General features: G+C 40.6%; 10 protein-coding genes and 1 pseudogene. 9 read left to right on the forward strand and 2 right to left on the reverse strand.

The window, feature by feature from the left end:
- Positions 1-8: 8 nt before the first annotated feature.
- The 3 genes from proA to hcr all read left to right on the forward strand — a co-directional run bounded on the left by proA (position 9) and on the right by hcr (position 4306).
- Positions 9-1268, forward strand: coding sequence for a glutamate-5-semialdehyde dehydrogenase (gene proA, locus A3EO_RS0105570; protein WP_018346341.1), 1260 nt, complete (start codon positions 9-11; stop codon positions 1266-1268).
- Between the two features lie 300 nt (positions 1269-1568).
- Complete coding sequence (gene hcp, locus A3EO_RS0105575) at positions 1569-3221, forward strand: hydroxylamine reductase (RefSeq protein WP_018346342.1); 1653 nt, start codon at positions 1569-1571, stop codon at positions 3219-3221.
- A 65-nt stretch (positions 3222-3286) separates the two neighbouring features.
- A complete protein-coding gene (hcr, locus tag A3EO_RS0105580) occupies positions 3287-4306 on the forward strand; it encodes an NADH oxidoreductase (RefSeq protein WP_018346343.1) in 1020 nt (339 codons plus the stop codon).
- 10 nt (positions 4307-4316) lie between these two features.
- Here the strand turns inward: hcr and A3EO_RS0105585 are convergent, their stop codons facing one another.
- Positions 4317-5972 carry an LTA synthase family protein gene (locus A3EO_RS0105585; protein WP_026211012.1) on the reverse strand — a complete coding sequence of 552 codons (1656 nt, stop codon included), beginning with the start codon at positions 5970-5972 and terminating at the stop codon, positions 4317-4319.
- A 121-nt stretch (positions 5973-6093) separates the two neighbouring features.
- Positions 6094-7356, reverse strand: a complete 1263-nt coding sequence (rho, locus tag A3EO_RS0105590; protein WP_013746151.1) for a transcription termination factor Rho — start codon at positions 7354-7356, stop codon at positions 6094-6096.
- Positions 7357-7521: 165 nt separating this feature from the next.
- Here rho and rhlB point away from each other — a divergent pair.
- The 6 genes and pseudogenes from rhlB to A3EO_RS0105620 form a co-directional block, all read left to right on the forward strand.
- A pseudogene (rhlB, locus tag A3EO_RS0105595) lies at positions 7522-8691 on the forward strand (ATP-dependent RNA helicase RhlB); the annotation flags it as partial.
- Between the two features lie 90 nt (positions 8692-8781).
- Positions 8782-9084 carry a ribosome silencing factor gene (gene rsfS, locus A3EO_RS0105600; RefSeq protein WP_018346346.1) on the forward strand — a complete coding sequence of 101 codons (303 nt, stop codon included), beginning with the start codon at positions 8782-8784 and terminating at the stop codon, positions 9082-9084.
- 2 nt (positions 9085-9086) lie between these two features.
- A complete protein-coding gene (gene rlmH / locus A3EO_RS0105605) occupies positions 9087-9557 on the forward strand; it encodes a 23S rRNA (pseudouridine(1915)-N(3))-methyltransferase RlmH (protein WP_018346347.1) in 471 nt (156 codons plus the stop codon).
- A gap of 5 nt (positions 9558-9562) precedes the next feature.
- A complete protein-coding gene (gene mrdA / locus A3EO_RS0105610; RefSeq protein ID WP_018346348.1) occupies positions 9563-11473 on the forward strand; it encodes a penicillin-binding protein 2 in 1911 nt (636 codons plus the stop codon).
- Complete coding sequence (rodA, locus tag A3EO_RS0105615; protein ID WP_013746146.1) at positions 11470-12582, forward strand: rod shape-determining protein RodA; 1113 nt, start codon at positions 11470-11472, stop codon at positions 12580-12582. The genes mrdA and rodA overlap by 4 nt, the downstream gene beginning before the upstream one ends.
- Before the next feature lie 43 nt (positions 12583-12625).
- Complete coding sequence (locus tag A3EO_RS0105620; protein ID WP_018346349.1) at positions 12626-13462, forward strand: septal ring lytic transglycosylase RlpA family protein; 837 nt, start codon at positions 12626-12628, stop codon at positions 13460-13462.
- The last annotated feature ends 1 nt before the right edge of the window (position 13463 follow it).

Genomic DNA, 13463 nt, shown 5'->3' on the forward strand with positions numbered 1-13463 from the left:
GAGTGGAAATGGTAGATTTACAACAAATGGGACAACAGGCAAAACAGGCTTCTTATCAGCTTGCGACACTCTCTCATCAACAAAAAAACAGTGCATTGGCAAAAATTGCCGAACAATTAAAAGATCGTCAGAGTGATATTCTTGCCGCCAATGCTAAAGATATTGAAAATGCTCGCCAACAAGGGCTTAGCGACGCATTAATCGATCGGCTGCTGCTTACAGAAAGTCGCTTGGACAATATTATTCACGAAGTAAAACATATTATTTCGCTTGCCGACCCGGTTGGTAATATTATTGATGGCGCTGAGTTGGACAGTGGCATCCGTATCCAGCGTAAACGCGTGCCGCTAGGTGTTATCGGTGTGATTTATGAAGCCAGACCGAACGTGACCGTAGATGTTGCCTGCTTATGTTTAAAAACCGGCAATGCGGTTATTTTGCGTGGCGGTAAAGAAACCACCCACAGCAACCGGATTTTAGTTAAGATCATCCAACAAGCCTTGATCCAATCGCAACTGCCTGCAACCGCAGTACAAGCCATTATCGATCCGGATCGAAACTTAATCACACAACTATTAAAACTGGATCGTTATGTCGATATGATTATCCCGCGCGGTGGTGCCGGCTTGCACAAACTGTGTAAAGAGCAATCCACTATTCCGGTGATTGTTGGCGGTATTGGCATTTGTCATCTTTTTGTAGAAGAAAGTGCTGATATTGAAAAATCATTAAAAGTGATCCACAACGCAAAAACTCAACGCCCAAGCACTTGTAATACGCTGGAAACATTATTAGTGCAGGAAAGTATTGCCGAAACATTCTTGCCTCGACTTGCGGCTTATAACCAAGCGCCACAAATCACCTTCCACGCAGATGCGACTGCCAAAGCAATATTACAACAGCACTGTGAACGCGTTTATGCATTAGATGAAAAATCACTCTCTGAAGAGTGGCTGTCTTATGATTTGAATGTGGTGATTGTGAAAGATATTGAACAAGCAATCGCCCATATCCACCACTATGGAAGTCAACATTCTGACGGTATTTTAAGTCAAAATCCGCAATGCTTAATGCAATTCGCGCAACAAGTTGACTCTGCTGCGGTTTACCTTAATGCAAGTACACGCTTTACTGACGGCGGTGAATTCGGCTTAGGCGCGGAAGTGGCGGTCAGCACACAAAAATTGCACGCTCGCGGTCCGATGGGATTGGAGGCACTCACAACCTACAAATGGATTTGCCAAGGCGATTATGCTACCAGATCATAAAATCTGGCAAATTTTGGGTTATTAACCCTGATTAAATTCTCACTTTTCCATATTTAACAGATATTTTCACTATTTTTCTGAAAATATCTGTTTTTTCTGTTTTCTAAAACTTTTTCTCTTCTATACAAATGTCAATTCTACTTTTTTAGGAGTAGTTTTTTGTATCTAGATCAAAAAAGATTTAATTAATTTAAATCTTTTATTGTGTTCCAAGTCAAAAACTTTAATATCAAAAACGTTGTATCCGGACGATTGTTCGGAATTTTTTATTTTTTACTTGACTAAATTTAGGAGTGATTTATGTACTGTATTCAATGCGAACAAACAATGCGTACCCCTGTCGGTAACGGCTGTAGCTATGCACAAGGGATGTGCGGAAAAACGGCAGAGACCTCAGACTTACAGGATTTACTTGTCGCAACTTTGCAAAGCCTTTCTGCTTGGGCATTAAAAGCACGTGAATTAGGCATTATCGATCACGAAGTTGATTCATTTGTGGCAAAAGCCTTTTTCTCTACATTAACTAACGTAAACTTCGATTCTCAACGCATCGTTGAATATGCACAACAAGCATTGCAATATCGCGACAGCTTAATTCAAGGCTGTAAAGAAATTGATCCTGCTGTTGAATTAGATCATCCACTTGCTCATTTAACCTTACAAGGCAACTCCGTAGATGCATTGGCACAACAAGCAAAAGAGTTCGCATTGAATATCGATCGTGCAGAAATTGGTGAAGATTTACACGGTGTACGTATGCTCTGCCTATATGGTCTTAAAGGTGCGGCGGCATATATGGAACACGCTCACGTTTTAGGTCAATATGACAATGAAGTTTATCACCAATTCCACCAATATATGGCGTGGTTAGGCACACAACCGAAAGATCTCGATGAATTATTACAAAATGCGCTCGGCATTGGTAATATGAATTTCCAAGTAATGTCATTGTTGGATCGCGGTGAAACTGAAGCTTTCGGTAATCCTGTTCCTTCAACCGTTAATGTTAAACCGGTTGCCGGTAAATGTATCCTTATTTCAGGACACGATCTTAAAGACTTAAAAGCCTTGCTTGAACAGACCGAAGGCACTGGCATTAATGTTTATACTCACGGTGAAATGTTGCCTGCCCACGGTTATCCTGAATTGAAAAAATATAAACATTTGGTTGGAAACTTCGGTAGTGGTTGGCAAAATCAACAAAAAGAATTTGCTAAATTCCCCGGTCCTATCGTAATGACCTCTAACTGTATCATCGATCCAAACGTCGGCAATTACGCCGATCGTATTTTCACTCGCAGTATTGTAGGTTGGCCGGGTGTTACTCACCTTGAAGATCGTGATTTCAGCCAAGTTATTACCAAAGCTCAAGAAATGGACGGCTTCCCATATAGCGAATTGGAACATCAAATCACTGTTGGTTTCGGTCGTCAAACTTTATTAGATGCATCCGATGCAGTTATTAATCTTGTTGCAGAGAAAAAATTACGCCACGTTTTCCTCGTAGGCGGCTGTGACGGTAGCAAAGATGAACGCAGTTATTATACCGACTTCGCCCGTAAAGTGCCGGAAGATTGCGCTATCTTGACTTTAGGTTGCGGTAAGTATCGCTTCAACAAATTAGATTTCGGCACAATTGAAGGCTTGCCACGTTTATTGGATGTCGGTCAATGTAACGATGCCTATTCAGCAATTATGCTGGCCGTAAACTTGTCACAAAAACTCGGTGTAGGTGTTAATGAATTACCATTAACTTTAGTGCTTTCTTGGTTTGAACAGAAAGCGATCGTGATTTTGCTCACACTGCTTGCTCTCGGCGTACAAAATATTTACACCGGCCCAAGTGCACCAGCATTCTTAACCGATAATGTAATGTCATTATTAAATGAAAAATTCGGTTTACGCGGTTTATCTACACCGGAACAAGATATGGCAGAAGCTTTAGCTCACTAATCTCATTAAAGTGCGGTGGCTTGATGTCTTCACATCAACTACCGCATTTTTTATAGGAATTATTTATGTCTAACCAAAATCCACTTTGTACCAATGAAATGTTTGTGCATTCCATTGTTCAAGAAACCGATGATGTTTACACCTTATCATTAATCACACAAGATTTTTACCCTTATGAAGCGGGACAATATGCTTTAGTCAGTATTAAAAATACACCGGATATTGCTAGAGCTTATACACTGTCATCCACGCCGGGACTTAGCCGCTTCGTTACACTTACCGTTCGCCGCATCAACAACGGTGTCGGTTCTAATTGGCTCACTTCTGAAGTTAAAGTTGGTGACAGCTTATGGCTTTCCGATCCTATGGGTGAATTTACCTGTTCAAAAATTAAAGCAGATAATTATTTATTAGTCGCCGGAGGCTGTGGCGTCACTCCGATTATGTCAATGACGCGTTGGTTATTGGCGCATCGTCCAGAAGTCAATATTAAAGTGCTTTACAGCGTACATTCACCAAAAGATGTAATTTTTAAACGTGAATGGGAATTGCTGAAACAACAATATCCACAACTCAATCTATTTATGAATGCCACAACTGATATTGAAGAAGGCTTTCTTGCCGGTCGTATCAGTCCTGAGATGCTATCCGAAATTGTACCAAATATTGCTGACTATACCGTTTTAACTTGCGGACCGGAAAGCTATATGAAAGATTTACAGGCAATGACCGAAACACTTGGTGTGCCGCCGGAACGTTTTTTCTTGGAGCAATTCCACTCCTCATCAGAAAATTGCCTGCTTGATAACAGCAAACAGCTCACATTGACGATTACCAATCCGGTGCCACAAACATTTTCTGTACCGGTCGGAATGACCTTGCTGAATGCATTGGAAGAGAACAAAATGCCGATTATTGCCGCCTGTCGCAGTGGCATTTGTGGCTCCTGCAAAACCAAAGTTATCAGCGGTGATTTTGAAACCAGCACCACAGGCCCATTGACAGCCGCAGAAATCGAGCAAGGCTATGTCCTCGCTTGCAGCTGCCACTTAAAAGGGAATGTCAGTGTCGATTTAATGCCGTAATTATTATGCTCTACTGCACCACTTTCAATTGTTGATACAAGTAGTGACGATAATCGGCAAGGCGTTGCAAGTTATCACTATCGCTTTCTTGCAACGCACCATTTAATTTTCGCATTGTTATATTGGCGCGGAAAAAATTATCCGCTTTTAATCCAGCCGCTTCGATTAATACTCCCCCAACTTGAGCCAAATCTAATAATTTCGGCAGTTGGATCGGATTGGTATCAAAATTTGCTCTTAATGTGAATTGCGTAATGTAATCCGGATATGGGAAATCCGCTACCGACGCTTGATAAGTCAATTTCTTTTGTTCGAAATTCGGTTGATGATCACCGAAATATCCTAACAAATAAGGCTTACCACGTTGTTGCAGATATCGGTTAAACGCCTCCATACATTGATCCAATCTAACCAACCGTTGTACATAATCATTTACCAAACCGATATGGTGTTTTGATAGTGAAGGAGCATCAATCTGATAACTATTTTCTGTACCCGCACAATATGGGCCGTGTTCTCTCATTGTTAATACGTAAACGAACATCGGCTGATCAATAGGTTCCAACAAAGGATGCTGTTTTTCTAAAATCATCTGTGCATATTTCGCCATTTCACTGCTTTCAATATGCCACAGATTTTTCGATAAAGGTGCCGGATAACCTAAATCCTGTGGCTGTAAAAACAGATCAAAACCAAAATGATCATAGGCCGCCTGTGCATTATAATTTCCTTTCGTAAAAGGACTTAACGCTACACAAAAATAACCTTCTGACTTCAAATTTTTAATTAAACTATATTGAGTATGCGGCGCAACAGAATAAAACACAGAACTTGCCATTACACCAAAATCTGTTGACGGCAAACCACAAAGAAACGCAAATTCCGATTTCCACGTTGCCCCACCAAAGGTATGAACACGCAATAAACTATGTAACTTTGTATCTTGCTGATGTTGATACATTACTAATAACGGCAATTGTTCCGAAGTAAAAGAAAACTGTTGTGGCTCAAACGTAGATTCGTGTAACCAAACCACAATATCCGGTTTTTCCTTTTTAAGCGGATAATCAGCTACAGTTGCCATTTCTTGCACAAAGTTTTCACCGTTGCCTGCAAACTGTGGAATATGGAAAGAAACACCACGTATAGACATCGGTAAATTAAAAAAGACATCACGCCCATCATCCGGAAGGGAGTCTAACCAAACTTTAATCGCATCAGGGTGCTTATTAAAATGCGCCATAATTCCACCGGAAAGAAGGAACAACACCGCACCGATGCAATGACCGGCAACACCTAATGAATCAACAGAGGAAAAACCAAAAACCGCATAAACCAGCAAAGCCAATAAACCGGCGATAGCGAAAATCGCACTTTTATAATGTAAAAGCGTATCCCAATTTCGAGGATCAAATGCCAAGATAAAATCTGCAATCAATAATGGCTGTTTATAATAATGAATTTTCAAACGGTGAAACAGCATCAGGATCACAAATAGAATGGATGAAAAATTCAATGCCCGTTGCCATTGAGCGGTAAACATCAACATTAAACCAAAAAAACAAAAAAATAGTGAAACGGCAAAGAGATAAGTCCAGCGATAGTGAGAATTATAGATAAAAATTAATGCTACCAGACTAAACAGACAAAGAAAGAGATATTCCATAAATTTATTCAACTTATTAAGTCGTTATTTTAACTGAAGATTAGTCTATCTCTCCCCAAAATACAAATAAAAAAACCGCCTTATTGATTAAACAAGGCGGTTCTTCAATCTATTTCTAAGATTAAGAGCGTTTCATCGCTTCAAAAAATTCTTCATTGGTTTTCGTCATCGACAATTTATCAATTAAGAATTCCATCGCTTCAATTTCACCCATAGGATGCACAATTTTGCGTAAAATCCACATTTTTTGTAATTCATCTGGAGTAGTAAGCAACTCTTCTTTACGTGTACCTGAGCTATTGAAATCAATCGCTGGGAAGACGCGTTTTTCCGCAATCTTACGAGAAAGGTGAAGCTCCATATTACCGGTTCCTTTGAACTCCTCGTAAATCACTTCATCCATTTTAGAGCCGGTATCAACCAATGCAGTAGCGATAATAGTTAAGCTGCCGCCCTCTTCAACATTACGCGCAGCACCAAAGAAACGTTTCGGACGATGCAAGGCATTTGCATCTACCCCGCCGGACAACACTTTGCCCGAAGCCGGAGTGACTGTGTTGTAAGCGCGCGCTAAACGTGTAATGGAATCTAACAAAATGACCACATCTTTTTTATGCTCAACCAAACGTTTTGCTTTCTCAATCACCATTTCAGCTACTTGAACGTGGCGTGCCGCCGGTTCATCGAAAGTGGAAGCCACTACTTCACCTTTCACCAAACGCTGCATTTCTGTCACTTCTTCCGGACGTTCATCAATCAGCAGAACCATTAAAATACATTCTGGATAGTTATAAGTGATGCTTTGTGCAATGTTTTGCAAAAACATTGTTTTCCCCGCTTTCGGTGGCGCAACAATTAATGCACGTTGTCCTTTACCAATCGGTGCAGCCAAATCAAGAATACGCGCGGTTAAATCTTCGGTTGAACCGTTACCACGTTCCATTCGTAAACGATAATTAGCGTGAAGCGGCGTTAGATTTTCAAATAGGATTTTATTGCGGGAAATTTCAGGACGGTCGTCATTGACTTGATTCACTTTTAATAAGGCAAAATAGCGTTCACCCTCTTTCGGCGGTCTGATTTTCCCCTCAATCATATCACCGGTGCGCAAATTAAAACGGCGAATCTGACTCGGCGAAACATAAATATCATCCGGACCAGCCAAATAAGAGCTGTCTGCGGAACGTAAAAAACCGAAACCATCCGGCAAAATTTCTAAAACGCCATCTCCGAAGATATCTTCTCCACTCTTTGAATGCTGTTTTAAAATGGCAAAAATGATGTCCTGTTTTCTTAGACGTGCTAAATTTTCTAGCCCCATTTGTTCTTCGCCTAATTTAACCAGCTCAGAAACGGGCATATTTTTTAATTCTGTTAAATTCATAATGACTGAAATGTTGTTAGATTAGATTAAAAAACGAATTGTAAAGTTGGATATGAGAAAAAATTTAATGGCGCAAAGTTACCATTAAATAAGACTAATGTCCAGTTTTAGAGTAGAATTTCTCGCTGAATTCAGCCTATTCAGCAGAGATTTTTTTAATTTATTATGGAACATCAATATTTAACTTCAACCAAATTTAGTGATTTTAATCTTCATCCGAACATTCTCTCGGCTTTGCAAAAAATGGGAATGACGTATTGCACACCGATTCAAGCAGATTCCTTGCCTTACTCATTGGCAGGCAAAGATATCGCCGGACAAGCACAAACAGGCACAGGGAAAACCGTTGCTTTTTTAACAGCACTTTTTCAGAAACTCATTCAAGAGCCGGCATCGCATCACACATTGGCTGCCATTATTCTCGCACCGACACGTGAACTTGCCGTACAAATTTATCACGATGCCCAACACTTTGCGCAAACTACCGGATTAAAACTGGGTTTAGCGTACGGCGGCGATGGCTATGACAAACAGCTTCAAGCTTTGCAACAAGGCGTGAATATTCTTATCGGCACCACAGGTCGTGTGATTGACTATATGAAACAGCGCATTATTTCGCTCGATCACGTTCAAGTTGTGGTGCTTGATGAAGCGGATAGAATGTTTGATCTCGGCTTTATTCGCGATATTCGCTATATTTTGCGCCATTGTCCGCCTCCGAGTGAACGCCTAACAATGTTATTCTCTGCCACTCTCTCCTTTAAAGTGCGCGAATTGGCTTTCGAAGATATGAATGATCCGCATTACATTGAAATTGAATCCGCCTATAAAACTGCAGATACGGTCAAAGAAGAGCTGTTTTATCCCTCTAATCAGGACAAAATGAGATTACTGTTGACCCTTTTGGAAGAGGAATGGCCGGAACGTTGTATCATTTTTGCCAATACCAAACATCAATGTGAAAAAATTTGGCAATATTTGCTAGCCGATCAATTAAGGGCGGGCTTACTCACCGGTGATGTGCCACAGAAAAAACGCTTCGCTTTATTGGAACAATTTTCGAATGGGCAATTGGATATTCTGGTTGCGACCGATGTTGCGGCAAGAGGATTACATATTCCACAAGTCACACACGTTTTCAATTATGATCTGCCGGATGATTATGAAGATTATGTGCATCGTATCGGGCGCACCGGACGTGCCGGAGAAAACGGTATTTCCATCAGTTTTGCCTGCGAAGACTACGCCGTTAATCTGCCGGCGATTGAACAATATATCGGACATTCCATTCCGGTCAGCCATTACGATCCTTCTGCACTGTTGCCGCTGCCGAAACGGAGATTTCCACGCAAAGCAAGATCGTGATACAATTCGCGCCTTAAAATTTTAATTAGGACTATTTTTTAACCAGAAAAGGGTTTTTACGTGTTAGAAACTATTGTCGAACAATTAGACAATCTGAAAGCAAAAGATATTTTAGTGCTTGATGTAAAAGGAAAATCTCCGATTACCGATGATCTTGTGATCTGTACCGGCAATTCAAGTCGCCACGTTGCCTCTCTGGCTGAAAATTTGATCGCTTATTGCAAACAGCATCAGATTGAAAGTTTCGGTGCAGAGGGCTTTAACACCAGCGACTGGATTGTGGTCGATTTTGGGCAAGTGATGGTGCACATTATGCAAGAAGAGGCGCGCACGCTTTACCAATTAGAAAAACTGTGGGCATAACAATGAAATTACAGTTAATTGCCGTCGGTACCAAAATGCCAGCTTGGGTCACTGAAGGATTCACCGAATATCAACGCCGTTTCCCGAAAGATTTACCTTTGGAGTTGATCGAAATTCCTGCCGGTAAACGTGGCAAAAACGCAGATATTAAACGTATCTTAGAGAAAGAGGGAGAAGCAATGTTGGCTGCTTGCGGGAAAAACAGCCTGATTGTCACACTCGATATTCCAGGTAAACCTTGGACAACACCACAACTGGCGCAACAACTTGAAAGCTGGAAACAGGACGGTCGTGATGTCTGTTTATTGATCGGCGGACCTGAAGGATTATCCCCCGAATGCAAACAGGCTGCTGAACGCAGCTGGTCACTTTCTGCACTCACTATGCCACACCCTTTAGTACGCATTGTAGTTGCAGAAAGTTTATACCGCGCCTGGAGTTTAACCACAAATCATCCTTATCATCGAGAGTAATCCAGATGAAATTAATGAAATTTTTGCAGGAAAAAGAGACCATCCGCGACAATCAAGCAGAAAGCAATCTGTTTGCGCGCCGTGCATTAATTTCATTTATTGGTGTACTGATTCTCACCGGTGTACTTTTAACCAACCTATATCATTTGCAGGTCGTGAATTATGATGCCTACCAAACACGTTCCAACGGTAACCGTATTAAACTGCTACCTATTGCCCCAACTCGTGGCATTATTTACGACAGAAATAACAAGATCTTAGCAGAAAACCTCACTTTCTTCGGTTTATATATCGTGCCGGAAAAGGTGGATAATCTGGAAGAAACCTTCAATCAATTACGGCAAATTGTCGGCTTAACTGATGACGATATTGATGCCTTTAAAAAAGAACGTCGCCGTTCACAACGTTATACGCCGATTTTACTAAAAGCGGATTTAAGCGAAGATCAAATTGCGCGCTTTTCCGTAAACCAATATGCATTTCCAAGTTTAGAAGTAAGGCCTTATTTTAAAAGACATTATCTATATGGCGAGCCACTCACACATATTCTCGGTTATGTTGCACGAATTAATGACCGTGATGTTGAACGCTTGAAACAAGAAGAAAAAGAAGCCAATTATTCTGGCACACACGACATCGGCAAACTCGGTATTGAACGTTATTATGAAGATGAGCTACACGGTCAAGTCGGTTTTGAAGAGGTAGAAGTGAACAGTCAAGGTAAAGTGATTCGTAAATTACGTGAACAACCTGCTGTTGCCGGCAAAAATATTCGCTTAACCTTAGATGTTGATTTACAACGTTATATTTTCAATCTGCTTGGTGATCAAAAAGCGGCAGTTGTGGTGATGAACCCCAAAGACAGCAGTATTTTGGCGATGGTTTCCACACCAAGTTATGACAATAATCTATTTGTAGACGGCATTTCCTATCAAGATTATCAACGATTATTGAATGATCCGGAACGTCCATTATACAGCCGCGCCTTGCAAGGGGCTTATCCACCAGCATCAACCGTCAAACCTTTCATTGCCGTTTCCGCATTGACAGAGGGTGTTATTACCCCAAACACGACTTTTTATGATCCCGGCTATTTTATGATTCCCAATACCAGTAAACGTTTCCGCGATTGGTTAAAAACCGGACACGGTGCCACCAACGTTATCAAAGGGATTACCGAATCTTCCGATACTTTTTTCTATAACGTAGCTTATCAAATGGGCATTGATCGCCTATCAGACTGGATGACCAAATTTGGTTTCGGACAATCTACCGGCGTTGATATTTTAGAAGAAACCAACGGTGTAATGCCAACCAGAACGTGGAAACAGAAACGCTATAAAAAACCGTGGTTTCAAGGAGATACTATCCCGGTTGGCATCGGACAGGGCTACTGGACGGCAACACCGTTACAGTTAGCAAAAGCATTATCTATTCTGATTAATAACGGCAAAGTTAATACTCCGCATTTAATGCAGGAAATTATCGGTAATCAGGTCGAACATTATCAAGATAAACATCAATATCCCGATATTACCGAACCGAATGAGGCTTATTGGAATATTGCAAAACAGGGAATGTACGGCGTAGTCAACAGCCCAAATGGCACAGCTCGTAAAGCTTTTGCCGGTACCCCTTACAAAGTGGCTGGTAAATCGGGAACAGCGCAAGTATTCAGTCTAAAAGAGAATGAAACTTATAACTCAAAAAACTTGTCTAAACACCTGCACGATCACGCTTGGTTTAATGCTTATGCACCATTTAATGATCCAGAGGTAATTGTAACCATTATTATGGAAAACGCTGGCGGAGGCTCAGGAAATGCCGCACCTATCGTCAGACAAATTTTTGATTATTATTTTGCGCATCAACCACAAACATCCCCAGTTAATCCAAGCGGAGTATCGACACAATGACAGAAAAGCATACAATAACGACTTTGTGGCAGAGATTGCACATTGATTTAAAGCTACTTTTAGGCTTAATAATCGTGGTAATTTATGGTTTAATTGTGCTTTACAGTGCTTCAGGTGGCAGTGAAAAAATGTTCGATAATCGAATAATGCAGGTAGCAATGGGGTTTACCGTGCTATTTGTTTTTGCACAACTGCCGCCCCGCTTCTATCAAAAATTAGCACCGTACTTATATTTAGTCGGTATTATCTTGTTGATTTTGGTAGATTTAATCGGTACAACCAGTAAAGGCGCACAACGCTGGTTGGATTTAGGGCTGTTTCGCTTTCAGCCGTCGGAACTGATAAAATTGTCAGTGCCGTTAATGGTGGCGACTTTTTTAGGTAAACGGCAATTACCGCCCAGCTTCGGCAATACTATCATTGCCTTAGCCTTAATTATTGCACCTACTTTATTGGTAGCAATACAACCCGATTTGGGAACCTCTATTCTTGTTGCTGCATCTGGCATTTTTGTGGTGTTTCTTGCTGGAATGAGTTGGAAGTTAATAGCGACAGCTGTTATTGGCGTTGCTGGTTTTATTCCCGTGTTATGGTTTTACTTAATGCACGATTACCAAAAAACACGGGTATTAACCCTGCTTGATCCTGAAAAAGATCCTTTAGGTGCAGGGTATCACATTATTCAATCAAAAATCGCTATCGGTTCAGGAGGTTTGTTCGGTAAAGGTTGGATGATGGGAACACAATCTCAGTTAGAATTTCTGCCTGAACCTCATACTGACTTTATTTTTGCAGTATTAAGTGAAGAGTACGGATTAATTGGGATTATCGTTTTATTAATCATTTACTTATTTATTATTGGGAGAGGATTAATCATTGGTGCGAAAGCACAAGACGCCTTCGGTCGAATTTTGACCGGCGCTTTAACATTGATATTCTTTGTTTATGTCTTTGTTAATATTGGTATGGTGAGTGGTATTTTGCCTGTTGTTGGTGTTCCATTACCGCTAGTCAGCTACGGTGGAACATCGTTTGTGACATTAATGGCTAGTTTCGGCTTAATTATGTCAATTCATACACATCGACGAATGCTTTCTCATGGAAGCTAATTTCCATTTGAGCAATCAAAGAAAGTTAGGGAACATATTTAATATGAAACTAAAGAAACATTTTGCTATGTTGGCTATTTTGCTTTTTCTTTTTCAAAGTTCTTTTGCAATAGCCAAAACAGGAATTCATAACGAAACGAAAAAAATTTATGGTATTGCCGGTCCGAAACTGCAATATCATCCTAAAAAAACAAAAAGTAAAACTTACACCGTCAAAGGAGTACGTTATCGCACAGTGACCACAAAAGAGGCGAAAACCTATGCCAAGCAAGGTAAAGCCAGTTTTTATCATCCTAAATTTGTGGGACAAAGAACCTCCAGCGGTGAAGTTTATAATGAGAAACTGTTTACTGCCGCACATAAAACATTGCCTTTAAACAGTTATGTGTTGGTAACAAATTTACGCAATCACAAAAAAGTGGTTGTCAGAATTAATGATCGAGGTCCGTTTCATTCAAACCGGATTATTGATCTATCAAAAGCAGCTGCCAAAGAATTGGGAATGACCGGTCACGGCGTTGCTAATGTAAAACTTGATATGGTAATTATTGACCGTAACGGTAATCTCTCCGGCAAAGGTGGGAAAACACTTATTGCTTCCCGTCTTAATACACAAGGAGAGAACAGCGTTATTGTTAATAACCAAAGGGTAAGCAAACAATTTAGATTGACTGCCAATAACATCGTAAGCAAAGAGAAAGCTGAACAGCTAATTTCTGCATTAGCCATTGATGATGTCAAAACAGAAATTACCCAAGAGGGGGATAAATATAATATTCACTTTGGGCCTGTTCGTGACCAAGATAAAGTAAACAGCATCAAACTCGCTTTTTCTCGTTTACAGACGGAGGATAGTCAACTCTATACTTATCGCTACTAAT

It is taken from the genome of Gallibacterium anatis DSM 16844 = F 149 (assembly GCF_000379785.1).
Lineage (GTDB): Bacteria > Pseudomonadota > Gammaproteobacteria > Enterobacterales > Pasteurellaceae > Gallibacterium > Gallibacterium anatis.